We start from the raw sequence: 17,656 nt of genomic DNA on the forward strand, positions 1-17,656 counted from the left end.
GGGCGGGCTTCGGGATCGGCGTCATCGGGCCTCCACGGGGATCGGTCGCGCCGCGCGGGGCGGCGGCGCTGTGTGGCGCGGATCACGCTAGGTAGCCAAATCGATTTGGACAAGGGAGCGGGCGAGAATTCTTCGCGGGGCTAGCGTGGGGGTCATGAGCAGCCGCCCGCGGATCGCCGACGTCGCCCGCCGCGCGGGCGTCTCGGTCACCACGGTCTCGCACACCTTCAGCGGCAACGGCGTCGTCGCCGCGGAGACCCGCGAGCGCGTGCGCGCCGCGGCGCACGAGCTCGGCTACCGACCCGACGTGCTCGCGCAGGGCCTGCGCCGCAACCGGCTCAGCGTGCTCGCGCTCGTCGTCCGCCCGCTTGACCGGATCGACCCGGGCGACCTCCACGGCGTCGACTACTTCCTCCGGCTCGCCGGCGCCGCCGCGATGGCCGCGCTCGACGCGGGCTACTGCCTCATGCTGGTCGGCGACCCCGCGCGGGACGACGCCCCGTCGGCCGCCCTCGCCGCCGAGGGGATCCTGCTGACCGAACCGACCCGCGACGACCCGCTGATCGACCTGTGCGAGCGCATCGGGACGCCGTGCGTGACCGTCGGACTGCCGCCGCGCGCCGACGGGACCTGGGACGACGGTGCGCCCGGGCACGTGGGGATCGAGACCGAGCGGATCACGCGCGACGTGCTCGAGCACCTCGCGGCCGCCGGCAGCCGGGCGATCGCCTTCCTCGCGGCCGACGAGCAGGACGAGTGGTCCTTGCGCTCGATCGAGGTGTACCGCGCCTGGTGCGCGGACCGGGGGATGCCCGCCACCGTGATCGTGCACGCCGACGCGCTCGGCGCTCTGGCGGGCGTCGACGCGGTCGACCGCTGGTTCCCGGAGGGCTCCGTGCCGGGCGTCGACGGTGTGCCCGACGCGGTGTACTGCCTCGCCGCCGCGCCCGCCGTCGGGGCGGCCGACCGGCTGCGCGCACTCGGCCACGAGGTGCCGGGCGCGGTGCGGATCGCGGCGGGCTCCGACGCCGAGGAGGCACGCGCCGCGGACATCACCGCCGTCGACCTGCAGCCCGAGGAGCTTGCCCGGCGGGCGGTCACGACGCTGGTCGCGGCGCTGCGCGGCACGGACGCCCCCGGTCCGTCCGGCGGCGTCGGGCGACTCGTGCCCCGCGGCTCGACGGCGCGCTGAGGCGCTACCGCCGCGGGATCCACAGCCTCGGGATCTACAGGCGCAGGATCGGCAGGTAGCGGGCGATCTCGCCCGCGCGGGAGCCGCTGGCGGCCAGGTCGGCGGCCTCCGTCGCCTCGTCGACGGTGACGAGGCCCGTCGCGAGCCGCAGCCAGACGCGGGGCGCGCACTCCACGACGTTCGGGGGCGTCCCGCGGGTGTGCCGCAGGCCCTCGATGCACTGCACGGCGACGAAGGGCGGCACCCGTACCTCGACGGATCCGCCCGGCGCGTCCTGGGCCAGGGTGCGGGCCGTCGACCGGACCGCGGCGGCGATCGCGGCGCGCGGGGGAGCGGGCGCGTCCTCGTCGACGATCCAGTCCCGGACGGCCAGTACGGCGGCCCGCATCTCCGCCGGATCGATCGCCTTTGCCACGCGAACCCCCTGTCTCCGGGAAGAAACCTACTCGGCGATTCGTTTCCGCTGGCGGATCGGTCCTACAATCGGATCAGGCCACGCCCCCAGCCCCAGGAGTCAGCCGTGCAGCAGCTTCCGCTCAGCGTCGTCAACAACGCCCCGCTCGATGACGGTGAGGAGCAGGAGCCCCGGGAGGAGTGCGGCGTCTTCGGCGTCTGGGCCACCGGGGAGGATGTGGCGAAGCTCTCCTACTACGGCCTCTACGCCCTGCAGCACCGCGGCCAGGAGGCCGCCGGCATCGCCGTCGGCGACGGCCAGCAGGTCCTGGTCTTCAAGGACCTCGGTCTGGTCAGCCAGGTCTTCGACGAGCAGACGCTGAGCTCGATGCCCGGCCACGTGGCCATCGGCCACTGCCGCTACTCGACCACCGGCTCCACCACCTGGGAGAACAGCCAGCCGATCTTCCGCACCACCAGCGCGGGCAACGGCGTGGCGCTGGGCCACAACGGCAACCTGGTGAACACCGCGGAGCTCGCGGAGCGCGCCGTCGAGCTCGGCGTCGCCGGCGGGCGCCCGCGCAGCGCGGCCACGTCCGACTCCGACATCCTCACGGCGCTGCTCGCGCACGCCGCGGCCGACCGCACCCTGGAGCAGGCCGCGATGGAGCTGCTGCCCACGGTGAAGGGCGCCTTCTGCCTCACCTTCATGGACGAGCACACGCTGTACGCGGCGCGCGACCCGCACGGCGTGCGCCCGCTGAGCCTGGGCCGCCTCGATCGCGGCTGGGTCGTCGCCTCCGAGACCGCGGCCTTCGACATCGTCGGCGCCTCCTTCGTGCGCGACATCGAGCCGGGCGAGCTGCTCGCCATCGACGAGGACGGCGTGCGCTCCACCCGGTTCGCCGAGCCCACTCCGAAGACCTGCATCTTCGAGTACGTCTACCTGGCACGCCCCGACTCGGTGATCCACGGCCGGTCCGTGCACTCGACCCGCGTCGACATCGGCCGCCGCCTGGCCCGCGAGCACCCCGCCGACGGCGACCTGGTGATCCCGGTGCCGGAGTCGGGCACCCCCGCGGCCGTCGGCTACGCGCAGGCGTCGGGCATCCCGTACGGCCAGGGCCTGATGAAGAACGCCTACGTGGGCCGCACCTTCATCCAGCCCAGCCAGACCATCCGCCAGCTGGGCATCCGGCTCAAGCTCAACCCGCTGCGCGAGGTGATCCGCGGCAAGCGGCTCGTCGTGGTCGACGACTCGATCGTCCGCGGCAACACCCAGCGCGCGCTGATCCGGATGCTCCGCGAGGCCGGCGCCGCCGAGATCCACGTGCGCATCGCCTCGTCGCCGGTGAAGTGGCCCTGCTTCTACGGCATCGACTTCGCGTCCCCGGCCGAGCTCATCGCCAACGGCGGCGGCGCCGATTCCATGGAGGCCATGGTCGAGTCGGTGCGCGCCGCGATCGGCGCCGACTCGCTGGGCTACATCTCCCTCGACGAGATGACGGCCGCCACCGAGCACGCCGGCGAATCGATGTGCCGTGCCTGCTTCGACGGCGTCTACCCGATCCCGCTGCCCGAGTCGACCTCGATGGGCAAGGCGGTCCTGGAGAACATGCTCAAGGCGGGCACGCAGGGCGACCCGCTGCAGGCCGACAACGACAACGCCTCGGCGCTGCGTCGCCCCTGAGCACGCTCGTCCCGGCGGGGTCGTCGACTCCGCCGGGCGCCCGAGGGCTCCCGGTCCGGTAGCCTATGGATCCGTGACGGATTCCAACACCCACCCGCCTCAGGGTGCCTCGTACGCCGCTGCCGGAGTCGACATCGAGGCCGGTGACCGGGCCGTCGAGCTCTTCAAGCCGCACGCCAAGCGCGCGACCCGCCCCGAGGTCCTCGGCGGCCTCGGCGGATTCGCCGGCCTGTTCGCGCTCAAGAAGTACCGCGAGCCCGTGCTCGCCGCGTCGACCGACGGCGTCGGCACCAAGATCGCGGTGGCCCAGGCCATGGGCAAGCACGACACCGTCGGCATCGACCTCGTCGCCATGGTGGTCGACGACCTCGTCGTGACGGGCGCCGAGCCGCTGTTCCTGCAGGACTACATCGCCGTCGGCAAGGTGGTCCCCGAGACCGTCGCCGAGCTGGTCGGCGGCATCGCCGAGGGCTGCGTCCGCGCCGGCTGCGCCCTGCTGGGCGGCGAGACCGCCGAGCACCCGGGCCTCATGGCGGAGGGCGAGTACGACCTCTCCGCGACCGGCGTCGGCGTCGTCGAGGCCGACGAGGTGCTCGGCCCGGACAACGTGCGCGCCGGCGACGTGGTGATCGCCATGAAGAGCTCCGGCCTGCACAGCAACGGCTACAGCCTGGCGCGCAAGGTGCTGCTCGACTGGGGCCACATGGACCTCGGCGGCTACGTCGAGGAGTTCGGCCGCACGCTGGGCGAGGAGCTGCTCGAGCCCACCGCCATCTACGCCCTCGACTGCCTGCGCCTCGCGCAGGAGACGCAGGTGCGCACCTTCTGCCACGTCACCGGAGGCGGGCTCGCCGCCAACCTCGGCCGCGTGATCCCCGAGGGCCTCGTCGCCGAACTGGACCGCAACACGTGGAGCCCGTCGGCCGTCTTCGCGCTCATCGCCCAGCGCGGCCGCGTGGAGCAGGCCGAGATGGAGAAGACCTTCAACATGGGCGTCGGCATGGTCGCGATCGTCGCGCCCGAGGACGTGGACCGCGCGCTGGCCGTGCTCACGGCACGCCACATCGACAGCTGGGTCCTGGGGACGATCAAGAAGTCCGACGGTGCGGGAGATCGGGCCGTACTGAGCGGCTCGCACCCGAAGTTCTAGGAACGCCGTAGGCACCGTGACCCACGGTCACGGTGCCCAACGGCTCCGGTACGAAACGAGAAGGCGCGACGCGTCAGGCGCGGCGCCACTCCTCTTCGCGATACGGCTCCCCCGCGACGTCGCTCCACTCGGGGTGCGAGGCGATCACGTCCGCCTCGTCGCTCTCACCCGTCGTCAGCTCGTCCTGCAGCCTTTTCAGGTCAGTGCTGGGCGAGCTGTACTTGAGCTCGCGTGCAACCTTCGTCTGCTTCGCCTTTGCCCGGCCGCGGCCCATGGGGGACCCCCTTGCGCAATGAAGGGGCGGCCAGCTACCGGATTGCCCGGCGGGTGGCGGCCCCTTTCTCCGTTTAGTAATTCTTCCTGACGCCCAGTTTAGCGTGCTCGCGCCGATGGTGCTGCCGCCTGGGTGTCAGTCGGCGCGTTTGAGGGCCTTCGCGGCGTCCCGTTCGACCTTCGGGGGCAGGTCACCGGCCATGAGGAGGGCCCGCAGCCGGTCCGGCCGCGTCGCGCGGAACAGGTCCCGCACGGTCGCTCCGTGCTCCGGGACCTCCGCGACGACGATCGGGTCGCCCGCCGCCACGGGGCCGGGCGTGACGACGCGGAAGTAGGCGCCCGAATCGCCGCGGGCCATGAACCGCGCCAGCCAGTCGTCCTCGCCGGACCACAGCGCGAACGTGCGGCACGGGGTCCGGGGGATCGTCACCTCGAGCTCGAGCGTCGCCCCGACCCGCAGCCGGGTGCCGACCACGAGGTCGGTGGTGTCGCCGTCGAGGCGCAGGTTCTCCCCGAACCAGCCGGGCGGGAGGTCGCGGTCGAGCTCGTCGGCCCAGCGCCGCGCCTCGTGCTCGGAGTAGGCGTAGACGGCCTGCTCCTCGCCGCCGTGGTGCCGGGTGTCGCAGACGTGGTCGGTGACCGGGCCCAGCGGGCCCACGTCGACGGGGCCGTCGGCCGGCCGTTTGTCGATGGCGGTGCGCTGCTCCGGCTTGCGCGGGTCGAGCCGTCGTTCCTCGCCGACGACGCAGACCGCGACGACCCTGGTCGGCGTCACCGGCCGCGCAGCCGGTCGACCGCGGACCGTCCGGCCTGCTGCCCGGCGTCCGCGGAGGGCGTGACGTCGGTGTCGATCGCGGCGGCGGCGCCGCCGGCGTCGAGCTTCGCGTCGTCGGGGATCGAGCGCTTGATCAGGGCGAGGGCGATGGGCCCGTAATCGGCGTGCTCGACGACGGTGCCGAGCCGCCCGACGGTGCGCCCGTCCAGCGTCACGGGGTCGCCCGTCGCGGGCCGCGCGTCGGCGGAGCCGTCGAGGTGCAGCAGCACGAGGCGGCGCGGGGGCCGGCCCAGGTTGTGCACGCGCGCGACGGTCTCCTGCCCGCGGTAGCAGCCCTTGTCGAGGTGCACCGCGGTGCCGATCCAGTCCACCTCGTGCGGGATGGTCTTCTCGTCGGTGTCGACGCCCTGCCGGGCGCGGGCGGCGGCGACCCGTCGGGCCTCGTAGGCCCAGGTGCCGGCGGGGCGCGCCCCGGCGGCGACGAGGGCGGCGAAGTCCGCGCCCAGCCGCTCGCGCGGCACGATGAGGTTCACCTCGCCGGGATCGGTGCGGCGGACGCCCTCCACCTGCGCTGCGACGGTCTCGGCCTCGGGTCCGATCACGGTGAGCACCGCGAGGTCGTCCCGCGCCTGCACCTGCACGTCGGCCCGGAAGACCATGCGCTGCAGGTACGTCGCGAGGTCCGGGCTGAGCGGGGCCTCCTTCGGCGCGAGCGCAGCGGGCTCGGTGTCGAGGTAGGTCGTGCCGTCGACGTCGATGAGGTGGAAGTGGTCGAGCACGCGACCGCTGCCGTCCAGGTTGAGGTTCTGGGTCGCGGTGCGATCCGGCAGGTGCGTCAGGTGCTGGCTGGTGATCGAGTGCAGCCAGGACAGGCGCTCGGGGCCGGTCAGGGTGATCACGCGGCGGTGCGAGCGGTCGATCACCGCGGCGCCGCGTTCGGCCGCGCGTTGCTCCCCGAACGGATCCCCGAAATGCCAGGTCACGCCGGTGTCCGGCGTGTCCTCGGGGTTCATGATGCCGGACGTGGAATGTTCTTCAGTCGACACTCCTCAAGCCTACCCCGCTGGCCGCGCGGCGCTTCGGGGCGTCGAATACTGTTGCCGCCATGGCATCCGTGGTGGTCACCCTGGACGGTTCCGTGCGCGCTCCCGACGCGCCCCTGCTGTACGCCGACGACCTCGGCGCGGTCCGCGGCGACGGCTGCTTCGAGACGGTCCTGGTCCGTGACGGCGCCCCGCTCAAGGGCCGCGCCCATCTCGACCGGCTGGGCCGTTCGGCCGCCGCGCTCGGCCTCCCGGCGCCCAACGACGGCGCCTGGTGGGCTGCGATGCAGCGCGCCGCGATGCTCTACGGCGAGGAGGCGGGGAGCGCCGAGGGCGCGTTGCGGCTCGTCTACACGCGGGGCCGCGAGTCCGCGCCCGGCACGCCCACCGCCTACGTCTCGGTCTCGCCGCTGCCCGACCGGGCGCGGCGCGCGCGGACCGAGGGGATCTCGGCCATCACGCTCGGCCGGGGCTATTCGACGGGGCTCGGCACCGACGCGCCGTGGCTCCTGCTCGGCGCGAAGACCCTCTCCTACGCCGTGAACATGGCCGCCGCGCGGTACGCGGAGAAGCAGGGCGCCGACGACGTGATCTTCACCTCCAGTGAGGGCCGCGTCCTCGAGGCGCCCCGCGCCACCGTCGTGGTCGCCCGCGGCCGCACCCTCGTCACCCCGCCCGCCGAGCAGGGCATCCTGCCCGGCACCACCGCCCGCGCCCTGTTCGACGCCGCGGAGGACAAGGGCGTCGCCACCGCGGTGGAGCCGCTCTTCCCCGTGGACCTGGTCATGAACGACGGGGTGTGGCTGGTCTCGTCCATCACGCTGTGCGCGCGCGTGCACACTCTGGACGGCCGCGCCCTGCCCGACGCGCCCATGGACGCGACGGTCCGCTCCCTCATCGAGGCGGGAATCGCGAACACCCCCTAGCGTTTCCGGACAATCCGGGCACGGCCTGCGGCGGCGCCGCGACGGGCATAGCGTCGCGGGATGAGTACGCGCGAGGACACCGGCACCGAGGGCGATCAGCTCGGCACCAGTCTCAAACCCCGGCACATCACGATGATCTCGATCGCGGGCGTCATCGGCGCGGGCCTGTTCGTGGGTTCGGCGAACGCGATCAAGCTGGCGGGGCCGGCGGTGCTGATCTCCTACAGCCTCGCCGGGCTGCTCGTGATCCTGGTGATGCGGATGCTCGGCGAGATGGCGACCGCGCACCCGGACACGGGCTCCTTCTCGACCTACGCCGAGCGGGCGCTGGGCCGCTGGGCGGGCTGCAGCATCGGGTGGCTGTACTGGCTGTTCTGGGTGCTGGTGATCCCCGTCGAGGCGACCGCCGCCGCGGTGATCCTGTCGAAGACGGTCGGCGGCCCGCAGTGGTCGTGGGCACTGCTGGTGGTGGTGCTCCTCACCGTGACGAACCTGTTCTCCGTCGGCAACTACGGCGAGTTCGAGTTCTGGTTCGCGCTGATCAAGGTTCTCGCGATCGCGGCCTTCCTGGTGCTGGGCGCGCTCGCGATCTTCGGGCTGCTGCCGGGCTCGGGGGTCTCCGGCGTGAGCCATCTCTGGGACACCGGCGGGTTCATGCCGAACGGGGCCGGGGCGGTGATCGCGGCGATGCTCACGACCATGTTCACGTTCATGGGCTCGGAGATCGTGACGATCGCCGCCGCCGAATCGCCCGAGCCGGCCAAGGGCATCACCAAGGCCGTGAACTCGGTGGTCTGGCGGATCTGCCTGTTCTACATCGGCTCGATCTTCGTGGTGGTGGCCCTCGTCCCGTGGAACACCCTCGACTCGGCGACGGGGTCGTACCAGGCGGTCCTGCAGGCCATGAACATCCCGGCCGCCGCGGGGATCATGGACGTCGTGGTCCTCGTAGCCGTCGCGTCGTGCCTCAACAGCGCGCTCTACACCGCCTCGCGGATGCTGTACTCGCTCGCCAGCCGCGGCGACGCTCCCCGGGCCGCGGGCCGGACCACGAAGCGGGGCGTCCCCGCGGTCGCGGTCCTGGCGTCGATGATCCTCGGCTTCCTCGCGGTGATCGGCAACTACGTGCTGCCCGAGAAGCTGTTCGGCTACCTCCTGGCCACGACGGGCGCGGTGGCCCTGTTCGTCTACCTGGTCATCGCGATCAGCCAGATCGCCCTGCGCCGCCGGGAGAGCACCCCGTCGCCGCTGCGCATGTGGTTCTTCCCGTGGGCGACGTACGCGGTGATCGCCTTCATCGTCTTCGTCATCGTCGCGATGATCGTCGACCCGGACCAGCGCAGCGCGGTCGGCCTGTCGACGGCGCTGGCCGTGATCGTGGTCGCCGCCAGCGTCGCGCATCAGAAGCGCATGGAACGACGGTCCGCCGTCACCTCGCGCTGAGCGCGGAGGGGCGTCGGCGAATCCGCCGTGCGCCCCGCGGGCGGGGCGCGCCGGGCCTACGGTGGACACAACGGGTTGGCCAGGGCGCGCGGACGTGGGCTGTGTCTCAACACTTGGGATCGGAGGCGATCTCTACTACCATCGGTAGTAATTACTACTGAACGTAGTAGAAGGGTCGGCGACGATGCCGGCCCGACCCCTCGGCCCAGGGAGTACGCATGACCGCGTTGGACATCGCCCGCTGGCAGTTCGGCATGACCACGGTGATGCATTTCATCCTGGTGCCGCTCACGATCGGCCTCGCGCCGATGGTCGCCACCATGCAGACCCTCTGGCTGGTGACGGGGAAGCAGGCTTGGCTCAAGGCCACGAACTTCTTCGGCAAGCTCTTCCTCATCAACTTCGCACTGGGCGTGGCCACCGGCATCGTCCAGGAGTTCCAGTTCGGCATGGCCTGGAGCGAGTACAGCAAGTTCGTCGGCGACGTCTTCGGCGCACCGCTCGCGCTCGAGGGCCTCGTCGCCTTCTTCATGGAGTCGACCTTCCTCGGCCTGTGGATCTTCGGCTGGACGCGGCTGCCGAAACTCGTGCACCTGGGCTGCATCTGGATGGTCGCGCTCGGCGTGAACGCCTCCGCCTTCTTCATCATCGCCGCGAACTCCTGGATGCAGCACCCCGTGGGCGCCACCTTCAACCCGGAGAAGAACCGCGCCGAGCTCACGAGCATCTGGGAGGTGCTCACCAACTCGACCACCCTCGCGGCGTTCCCGCACACCGTCTTCGGCGCGTGGCTCACCGCCGGCACCTTCGTCGCCGCGATCGGCGGCTGGTGGATGGTGCGGGGCATGCGCAAGGGCGACCCCGACGCGATCGAGCTGGCGCAGTCGATGCGTCCCGTCACCCGCTTCGGTCTCGGCGTCATGATCGTCTCGGCCGTGGGCCTGGGCATCACCGGCGACGCGCAGGCCAAGCTCATGTTCGAGCAGCAACCCATGAAGATGGCCTCGGCGGAATCGCTCTGCCACACCGAGACCGGCGCCAGCTTCTCCCTGCTCACCATCGGCACGCACAACAACTGCGAGTCGGTGACGCACGTGCTGCAGGTGCCGTACGTGACCTCCTTCCTCGCCAACGGCGACCCCAACTCGACGCTCAAGGGCGTCACCGAGCTGCAGGCCGAGGCCGTCGAGAAGTTCGGCCCGGGCGACTACCGCCCCAACCTCTTCGTCTCGTACTGGGCCTTCCGCGCGATGATGGGCTGGTCGATCGGCTCGGGCGTGCTGGCGCTGGCCGGCCTGTGGGTAACCCGCCGCGGCCGCGTCCCGAACCAGAAGTGGTTCAGCCGGATCTGCCTCATCGCGCTGCCCACGCCCTTCCTCGCCAACACCTCCGGCTGGGTGTTCACCGAGATGGGCCGGCAGCCCTGGGTGGTGGTGCCCAACCCGAACGGCGACCCGACGATCCGGCTCACCGTGGGGCAGGCCGTCTCCGGCCACTCCGTGACGATGATGGCCTTCTCACTCGTCACCTTCGCCGCCGTGTACGGCACGCTCTACCTGCTGTGGTTCTTCCTGCTCCGGCGGTACGTGATCAAGGGCCCGAACCTGCACAGTCCGCTGGACCCGCCGCACGACGACGATGATCCGCCCGCCGACACCGACGCCCCCGAGGGCGCGGAGCCGGGCCGGAAGGCATCGTCGGACCACCTCTCCTTCGCGTACTAGGAGGCCGCCATGACTCTCCCCGACTACTGGTTCCTCGCCATCGGCTTCCTGTTCACCGGCTACTTCGTGCTGGAGGGCTTCGACTTCGGTGTCGGCATGCTCATGCCGATCCTGGGCCGCAAGCGCTCCCACGCCGACGCCGAGGAGCGCCGCCGCGTGCTGCTCAATACCATCGGCCCCGTCTGGGACGGCAACGAGGTGTGGCTCATCACCGCGGGCGCGGCGATGTTCGCCGCCTTCCCCGTCTGGTACGCCGAGGTCTTCTCCGGCTTCTACCTCGTGCTGCTCGCGATCCTGGTGGGGCTCATCACCCGGGTCTGCGCGATCGAGTGGCGCGGCAAGATCGACGAGCCGCGGTGGCGCGGCTGGGCGGACGTCGGCATCGGCCTCGGCTCCTGGATCCCCGCCTTCGCGTGGGGCCTGGTCTTCGCGAACATCGTGCACGGCGTCGACCTCGACGAGCGCGGCGGCATGACCAGCGAGGTCTGGGACCTGCTCAACCCGTACGGGCTGCTCGGCGGGATCGCGACCCTCGGCCTGTTCCTCCTGCACGGCGCGATCTTCGTCGCGCTCAAGTCCGACGGTGACGTCCGGGTGGACGCCCGGAGCCTCGCCGTGCGGATGTGGCTGCCCGTCACCGCGATCGGCGCCGTCTTCGCGGTGTGGACGCAGCTCGAGCACGGCAAGCCGTGGACCTGGGCGATGGTGGTCCTGGCCGCCGCCGGCCTGCTGGCCGCGGGGCCGCTCGTCCGCGCCGGGCGGGAGCTCGCGGCGTTCCTCGCGACCTCGCTGACCGTCATCGGCGTGAGCGTCCTGCTCTTCGGCTCGCTGTTCCCGAACGTGCTCAACGCGACGGACCCGGCCCGCACGATCACCATCGAGGCCGCCGCGTCCTCGCACTACACCCTGGTCGTGATGTCCTGGTGCACCGTCGTGCTGCTGCCGCTGGTGATGATCTACCAGGCGTGGACCTACTGGGTGTTCCGCCAGCGGATCTCCGTCGCGCAGATCCCGCCGTCGATCGGCCTCAGCCCCCGTGCCTGACACCCGGGCCCCCGTCGACCCGCGGCTGCTCCGGTACGCGCGCAGCTCGCGCGGGTTGATGGTGACCGTGATCGCCTGCGGCGTCGTGGAGACCGCCGCGGTGATCGCGCTGGCCTACGCGCTCGCGACGGCGCTGGCGCGCCTGGTGACCGGCAACGCGGACGTGACGCAGCCCGTCGTGCTGGCGGTGGCCGCCGTGACGGTACGGGTCGCGGTGAGCCACCTGCGATCCCGCATCGAGCGACGCTCCGCCGACCGGGTGGTCTCCGAACTGCGGTCCGCCGCACTGGACGCCGTCGGTCCGGGCCGGACCCCCGTCGACCGGGAGGAGCTGCGCACCGCGCTCACCCGCGGCCTCGACGACCTTCCGCCCTACCTCACCGGCTACGTCCCCGCCCTCGCGCTGAGCGCCATCGCGACGCCGGTCCTCATCCTCGCGATGTTCCTCGCGGACTGGGTCTCCGGCGCCATCGCGCTCGGCACCCTCCCGCTGCTGCCGATCTTCATGGTGCTCATCGGCCTGCTCACCCGCGACCGCACGCGGCGCCGCCTGGACGCGATGTCGCGGCTCTCCGCGCGGCTGCTCGACCTCGTGGCCGGCCTGCCCACGCTGCGGGCCCTGGGCCGCGAGCGCGGACCCGAGCGCACGGTCCGCGACCTCGGCGCGCGCAACGAGACCGAGACGATGGGCGCGCTGCGGATCGCGTTCCTCTCGTCCTTCGCGCTCGAACTGCTCGCCACCCTGTGCGTCGCCCTCGTCGCGGTGAGCATCGGCCTGCGGCTCGTCTACGGCGAGATGACCCTGTTCGCCGGTGTTTTCGCGCTGATCCTCGCGCCCGAGGTGTACCGGCCGCTGCGCGCGGTCGGCGCCGGCTTCCACGCCGCCGAGCAGGGGCTCGAGGCCACCGGCCGGGTCTTCGCCCTGCTCGACGCCCCCGCGCCCGCCGCGGTGCGCGGCACCGCGCGCCCGGGCGTGCTCGTCGCCCGCGGCGTCACGGTCGACGGGCGGGACGGGGCGGCACCGTCGGGCTTCGACGGTGCCTTCGCCCCCGGCCGGCTCACCGTGCTCACCGGGCCCAACGGCTCGGGCAAGTCCACGCTGCTCACCGTCCTGGCGGGCCTCGCGGCGCCGGACGCGGGCGAGGTCACCGTCGACGGTGCGCCGCTCGCCGGGGGCCCGGAGTGGTGGGCGCACGTGGCGTGGTGCCCGCAGCACCCGTACCTGGAGCCCGGCACCCTGGAACACAACTTCACGCTGCTGGGCGCCCCCGCAACGGATTCCGTGCCCGAGGTGCTCGCCGCGACCGGCCTCGAGGAGGTGATCGCGGAGCGCGGCTGGGAGCGGCCCGTCGGCACCGGCGGGGCCGGGCTGTCCGCCGGGCAACGGCAGCGGCTCGCGCTGGCCCGCACCCTCGCGCTCGGCCGGGACGTGCTGCTCTTCGACGAGCCCACCGCGCACCTCGACGAGGAGCTCGCCGCGCGCGTCCTCGCCGAGCTGCGCGCCCGCGCGGACGCCGGCGCGACCGTCGTGGTCGCGGCGCACGACCCGCAGGTGCTCGCCGCCGCCGACGAGGTGCTGGAGGTGACGCGTGCATGACCTGCTGATCTGCCTGCGGGCCATGCGGACCCGTCCGCTCGCCGTGCTCGGCGCGGTGGGCGCGGGCGTGCTCACGGCCGCCAGCGCCCTCGCGCTGGCGGGGCTCTCCGCGTGGCTCATCACCAAGGCGTGGACGATGCCGCCCGTGCTGGCGCTCTCGCTCGCCGTGACCTCCGTGCGCGGGCTCGGCATCACCCGCGGGCTGATGCGTTACGTCGAGCGGCTCGCGTCGCACCGGCTCGCGCTGCGCGGGCTCACCGAGCTGCGGGCCGCGCTGTACCTGCGGCTCGCCGGGGCCGCGCCGGCGGAGTCCGTGCGGCTCTCCGGCGGCGAGCTGCTCGCCCGCACCGGCGCCGACGTCGACGCGGTCGGCGATGCGCTGGTGCGCACCGTGATCCCCGCCGCGGTCGCGGCGACGGTCTCGGTCGCGGCCACCGCCTGGATGTGGTTCCTCGATCCCCGCGCCGGGATCGCGCTCGCGGTCTGCCTGCTGGCGGCGGGGCTCGTCGCGCCGTGGCTGACCGCGCGCGCCACCCGCGACCGCGCGGCCGCGGAGGCCGCGGGCAGCGAGGCCTTCGGCGCCGCGGCCTCGGCCGTGCTCGACCACGCGGGGGAGCTCGCCGTCGCGGGCCGGCTGGACGAGGTGCGGGCCCGCGCCGCCCGCGCCGAGGACGCCCGACGGTCCGCCGTCGACCGCGCGGCCCGCACCGGCGCGCTGGCGGACGCGGCGATCCCGCTCGCCGTCGGCGTCGCCGTGGTCGCCGCGCTGCTCGTCGCCGTCGCCCGGATCGACTCGGCGGCCGCGACCACCCTCGGCATCCTCATCCTGCTGCCGCTCAGCGCCTTCGAGGCCGTCTCCGTGCTGCCCGACGCGGCGCGGCAGTACGTGCGCTCCGCCGACGCTGCGGGCCGGCTCGCGCCCCTGCTGACCCTGCCCTCGGTGCCGGCCGGCACCGTCCCGGTCGCCCCGCACCCGCGGCTGGAGCTGGGCGCGCTGGCGCTCGACCCCGGCGACCGCCTGGCGGTGCGCGGCGCCTCCGGGGCGGGCAAGACGACCCTGCTGCTCGCCCTCGCGGGTCTCGACGACCGCGGCGGCGAGGTCCTCGTCGACGGGACGCCCGCGCGCGACTGCGCGGACCTGCCCGCGTCGGTGGGCTTCTTCGGCGAGGCCGCCCACGTCTTCGCGACGACGGTGGCGGAGAACTGCCGCGTGGCGCGCGGCGACGCCACCGACGCCGAGATCGACGCGGCCCTGCGCCGGGTCGGGTTGGGGGAGTGGATCGACGGCCTGCCGGACGGCGTGCGGACCCCGCTGGAGCACGGCGCCGACTCGCTCTCCGGCGGCCAGCGCCGCCGGCTGCTCCTGGCGCGGGCGCTGCTCAGCCCCGCGGGCGTCGTCCTGCTGGACGAGCCGACCGAGCACCTGGACGCCGCCGACGCGGAGCGGCTCCTCGCCGAGATCCTCGACCCCGCCGGGCTGTTCCCCGGGCGCACCGTCGTCGTGGCGGGGCACGCGGAGCCGCCCGCGGGCGTGCGTCAGTGGGAGATGGACCGGCTCAGGTCCGCGTAGCGCTCGGCCTCCGCGTGCTGGGCCTCCGTCGCGCGCAGGATCGCGTGCAGCGCATCCTTCCCGAGGTAGAGGCGCGTCGGCGGGTCGGGCATCGCCGCGACAGCGACGAGCGCCCGCGCCAGGAGCGCGGGGTCGCCGCCCTGGTTGTGGTTGAGCCGGTCGAGCGCGGCGAGGGTGCCGGCGACGGCGGCGTAGTCGTCGATGGCGGTCGCGGGGCGGCGGCTCGACGAGGCGTCGAGGAAGTCGGTGCGCACCCCGCCCGGGCAGATCGCGACGGCGTGCAGCCCGAGCGGCGCTATCTCTGCGGCGAGGGCCTCGGTGAGCAGGAGGACCGCGGCCTTGGACGCGCTGTAGATCCCCTGCGCGGGGCCGGTGACGCTCGCGGAGATCGACGCCAGGTTGAGGATCCGTCCCGACCGGCGCGCCCGCATGCCCGGGAGCACCGCCTGCGTGACCGCGAGGACGCCGAAGACGTTGACGTCGAAGTTCGCCCGCACGTCGTCGAGCGCGACCTCCTCGACCGCGCCGAGCAGCGAGTAGCCGGCGTTGTTGACCAGCACGTCGATGCGGCCGAGCTCCTGCTCGACCCGCGCGACGGCGCGGCGCACGTCCGCCTCGTCGGTGATCCGCATCGGCAGGGCCAGGACGTTCGGGTCGTCGAGTTCGGCCGCGAGCTTCTCGGGGCTGCGGGTGGTGGCGGCGACGCGGGCGCCGCTCGCGAGCGCTGCCTTCACCACCTCGAGGCCGATGCCCTTGGACGCTCCGGTCACCAGCCACACGGGGGAGTCGCTCATGACCCCATGGTGCTCCGCCGCGCTCAGTCGCGCAGGATTCCCGCGATCGCCGCGTCGACCGCGGCCTCGGCGAGCGGCCACTGCTGATCGCCCGGCAGGTGGTGCAGCGGCCCGCGCAGGGCCATCTCGGCGAAGCCGTGGACCATCGACCAGCAGGACCAGGTGGCGGACCGTCGGGCCTCCGGGCGCAGCAGGTCCGCGTGCACCAGGAGGTCCAGGGCCTCCGACAGCGCGACGTACGGCGGGATCCCGTTGAGCGACTCCGGGTCCGGTGCCTCGTCGCCGAAGAAGCACACCGAGAACCAGCCCGGCTCGGCGAGCGCGAAGGCGATGTAGCCGAGGCCGACGGCCCGCAGGCGCTCGACGGGGCCCTGGCCAGGGCTGACGGGCATCGCGTCGGCCATCCGCTGCTCGATCGCGGCGCTCACGGCCCGCAGGAGCGCGAGGCGGTCGGGGAAGTGGCGGTACGCGGCGTTGGGGCTGACCCCGACCCGGCGGGTGACCTCACGGATGGTCAGCGCCGACGGTCCGCCGGCGCGCGTCACCTCGAGGCCCGCGTCGACCAGCGCCTGCGCCAGGTCACCGTGGTGGTACGCCATGCTCTTGTGTCCCCCGTCCCTCAAGTGTACGGTGTGAACATAACAGATGTGGACGCTGTGAACATGCCAGGAGGCGCGATGACCACCAGCACGACGCCCGAGCCGGTCCTGCACCCGGAGTTCAGCAGCCCCGGGGCCGTCGCCACGTCGTGGGCGGAGGTCGCCGCGGCGCTCGACGGTGCCGAGATGTTCCGGCTCAGCACCGTCCGCGCCGACGGGAGGCCGCACGTGTGCCCGCTGCCCGCGATGTGGCTCGACGGCGCGCTGTACTTCGTGACCGGCTGGGAGGAGCAGAAGGCGCGGAACCTCGTGCACGATCAGCGCTGCGTCCTCACCACCGGGACCGACGCGTACCGCCACGGGCTCGACGTCGTCGTCGAGGGCCGCGCCGAGCGCTGCACCGATCGCGCCGTGCTCGAGACCCTCGCGCGGATGTGGCGCGACCGGCTGGACTGGCCCTACGACGTCGACGACGACGGCTTCCGCCACCACGCCGACGGGCTCGCGCCCAACCCGGACGCCGCCTCGCTCCCCGTCTTCGGCGTGCGCCCCGACAAGGTCCTGTCGTTCTCCCGCGGCGATCACTTCGCTCAGACCCGCTTCCGGCCCTGAGCCCCGCCATGTCCGTCCCGAGACTCCCACCCCGAGAGAGGAACCCGTCATGAACGCCATTCCCACCGTCGTCGACCGCGAGACCTGGCAGAAGGAGCTCGACGCACTCCGCATCCGCGAGAAGGCCGCCACCCGCGAGCTCGACGCCATCGCCGCGCAGCGGCGCGCCCTGCCCGCCGTGGAGCTGCCCGAGTACCGGCTGATCGCCGAGGACGGATCGTCGGTGACCCTCGCCGACGTCTTCGACGGCCACTCGCAGCTGCTCACGTACCACCACATGTGGACCGACGGGAACGAGTGGCAGTGCCCGGGGTGCACCGGGTACACCTCGCAATTCACGCGGCTCGACTCGCTCGCGAACTGGGACGCGCGCTTCGTGATCGTCACCAACGGCCCGATCGACGAGGTGCTGGCGTACAAGCAGCGCGTCGGCAACACCATGACCTGGTACTCGAGCGCCGGGAGCACCTTCGGGGCCGACGTGGGCGCGGGGCCCGGCGAGGGCTTCGGGCTCAACACCTTCGTCCGCGACGGCGACACCGTCTACCGGGTCTGGGGCACCGAGGGCCGCGGCTCGGAGCAGCTGAGCTACCTGTTCGGCATCCTCGACGCGCTGCCCTACGGCCGGCAGGAGAAGTGGCAGGACGCCCCCGAGGGATGGCCGCAGAAGGAGACTTACTCGGGATGGGCGTCCTCGCAGCAGATCGCCGGCTGGTACGGCGCCTGACCAGCATGTTCGCCCTCCGGATAATTCCGTTGCCGACGCCCAGGAGCGGGCGTAGCGTCGAAGACGTCAACGGAAAGGAGGTGATCCAAGAAATGGTGAATTTC

The 17,656-nt window shown here is 73.0% G+C and carries 17 protein-coding genes; 11 read left to right on the forward strand and 6 right to left on the reverse strand.

Annotation, left to right across the window (positions count from 1 at the left end; genetic code table 11):
- The first annotated feature begins 154 nt into the window (after positions 1 to 154).
- Positions 155 to 1,192 (forward strand): LacI family DNA-binding transcriptional regulator, encoded by a 1,038-nt coding sequence (locus tag LB823_RS17265; protein ID WP_224649249.1) that lies wholly within the window; start codon positions 155 to 157, stop codon positions 1,190 to 1,192.
- 34 nt (positions 1,193 to 1,226) lie between these two features.
- Here the strand turns inward: LB823_RS17265 and LB823_RS17270 are convergent, their stop codons facing one another.
- Positions 1,227 to 1,580: a sterol carrier family protein gene (locus tag LB823_RS17270; RefSeq protein WP_224649348.1), complete on the reverse strand. Its 354-nt coding sequence runs from the start codon at positions 1,578 to 1,580 to the stop codon at positions 1,227 to 1,229.
- Positions 1,581 to 1,712: 132 nt separating this feature from the next.
- Between LB823_RS17270 and purF the strand changes: the two genes are divergently transcribed.
- Positions 1,713 to 3,275, forward strand: coding sequence for an amidophosphoribosyltransferase (purF, locus tag LB823_RS17275; protein WP_224649251.1), 1,563 nt, complete (start codon positions 1,713 to 1,715; stop codon positions 3,273 to 3,275).
- A 73-nt stretch (positions 3,276 to 3,348) separates the two neighbouring features.
- Positions 3,349 to 4,425 (forward strand): phosphoribosylformylglycinamidine cyclo-ligase, encoded by a 1,077-nt coding sequence (gene purM, locus LB823_RS17280; RefSeq protein ID WP_224649253.1) that lies wholly within the window; start codon positions 3,349 to 3,351, stop codon positions 4,423 to 4,425.
- 73 nt (positions 4,426 to 4,498) lie between these two features.
- Here purM and LB823_RS17285 read toward each other — a convergent pair whose 3' ends face one another.
- The 3 genes from LB823_RS17285 to LB823_RS17295 all read right to left on the reverse strand — a co-directional run bounded on the left by LB823_RS17285 (position 4,499) and on the right by LB823_RS17295 (position 6,486).
- Positions 4,499 to 4,699, reverse strand: coding sequence for a DUF3073 domain-containing protein (locus tag LB823_RS17285; protein ID WP_224649256.1), 201 nt, complete (start codon positions 4,697 to 4,699; stop codon positions 4,499 to 4,501).
- 135 nt (positions 4,700 to 4,834) lie between these two features.
- The gene (locus tag LB823_RS17290; RefSeq protein WP_224649259.1) at positions 4,835 to 5,473 is read right to left on the reverse strand and encodes an MOSC domain-containing protein; all 639 of its coding nucleotides are present in this window, start codon (positions 5,471 to 5,473) and stop codon (positions 4,835 to 4,837) included.
- A complete protein-coding gene (locus tag LB823_RS17295; protein ID WP_224649350.1) occupies positions 5,470 to 6,486 on the reverse strand; it encodes a folate-binding protein YgfZ in 1,017 nt (338 codons plus the stop codon). Before LB823_RS17295 ends, LB823_RS17290 begins: the two co-directional genes overlap by 4 nt.
- 92 nt (positions 6,487 to 6,578) lie before the next feature.
- On the opposite strand from LB823_RS17295, the gene LB823_RS17300 reads away from it, so the two are divergent.
- From LB823_RS17300 to cydC, 6 genes are all read left to right on the forward strand, one after another.
- Complete coding sequence (locus LB823_RS17300) at positions 6,579 to 7,442, forward strand: aminodeoxychorismate lyase (protein WP_224649261.1); 864 nt, start codon at positions 6,579 to 6,581, stop codon at positions 7,440 to 7,442.
- A gap of 60 nt (positions 7,443 to 7,502) precedes the next feature.
- On the forward strand, positions 7,503 to 8,885 hold the full coding sequence (locus tag LB823_RS17305) for an amino acid permease (protein ID WP_224649263.1): 1,383 nt from the start codon (positions 7,503 to 7,505) through the stop codon (positions 8,883 to 8,885).
- 218 nt (positions 8,886 to 9,103) lie between these two features.
- Complete coding sequence (locus LB823_RS17310; RefSeq protein ID WP_224649265.1) at positions 9,104 to 10,609, forward strand: cytochrome ubiquinol oxidase subunit I; 1,506 nt, start codon at positions 9,104 to 9,106, stop codon at positions 10,607 to 10,609.
- A 9-nt stretch (positions 10,610 to 10,618) separates the two neighbouring features.
- Positions 10,619 to 11,653: a cytochrome d ubiquinol oxidase subunit II gene (gene cydB / locus LB823_RS17315; RefSeq protein ID WP_224649278.1), complete on the forward strand. Its 1,035-nt coding sequence runs from the start codon at positions 10,619 to 10,621 to the stop codon at positions 11,651 to 11,653.
- Positions 11,646 to 13,250 carry a thiol reductant ABC exporter subunit CydD gene (gene cydD, locus LB823_RS17320; protein WP_224649280.1) on the forward strand — a complete coding sequence of 535 codons (1,605 nt, stop codon included), beginning with the start codon at positions 11,646 to 11,648 and terminating at the stop codon, positions 13,248 to 13,250. Before cydB ends, cydD begins: the two co-directional genes overlap by 8 nt.
- Positions 13,243 to 14,820, forward strand: coding sequence for a thiol reductant ABC exporter subunit CydC (gene cydC / locus LB823_RS17325; protein ID WP_224649282.1), 1,578 nt, complete (start codon positions 13,243 to 13,245; stop codon positions 14,818 to 14,820). Before cydD ends, cydC begins: the two co-directional genes overlap by 8 nt.
- On the opposite strand, the gene LB823_RS17330 is transcribed toward cydC, so the two are convergent.
- Both LB823_RS17330 and LB823_RS17335 read right to left on the reverse strand, forming a co-directional pair.
- Positions 14,787 to 15,614: an SDR family NAD(P)-dependent oxidoreductase gene (locus LB823_RS17330; protein WP_224649285.1), complete on the reverse strand. Its 828-nt coding sequence runs from the start codon at positions 15,612 to 15,614 to the stop codon at positions 14,787 to 14,789. The genes cydC and LB823_RS17330 overlap by 34 nt on opposite strands.
- 23 nt (positions 15,615 to 15,637) lie before the next feature.
- On the reverse strand, positions 15,638 to 16,213 hold the full coding sequence (locus tag LB823_RS17335) for a TetR/AcrR family transcriptional regulator (protein ID WP_224649287.1): 576 nt from the start codon (positions 16,211 to 16,213) through the stop codon (positions 15,638 to 15,640).
- Between the two features lie 78 nt (positions 16,214 to 16,291).
- Between LB823_RS17335 and LB823_RS17340 the strand changes: the two genes are divergently transcribed.
- Together LB823_RS17340 and LB823_RS17345 are read left to right on the forward strand one after the other, a co-directional pair.
- Complete coding sequence (locus LB823_RS17340) at positions 16,292 to 16,825, forward strand: pyridoxamine 5'-phosphate oxidase family protein (RefSeq protein ID WP_224649289.1); 534 nt, start codon at positions 16,292 to 16,294, stop codon at positions 16,823 to 16,825.
- Between the two features lie 49 nt (positions 16,826 to 16,874).
- Positions 16,875 to 17,552 carry a DUF899 family protein gene (locus LB823_RS17345; RefSeq protein WP_224649292.1) on the forward strand — a complete coding sequence of 226 codons (678 nt, stop codon included), beginning with the start codon at positions 16,875 to 16,877 and terminating at the stop codon, positions 17,550 to 17,552.
- Positions 17,553 to 17,656 lie beyond the last annotated feature (104 nt).

Origin of the sequence: Tsukamurella sp. M9C (genome assembly GCF_020169415.1) — a bacterium.
In the GTDB taxonomy this organism is placed as follows: domain Bacteria; phylum Actinomycetota; class Actinomycetes; order Mycobacteriales; family Mycobacteriaceae; genus Tsukamurella.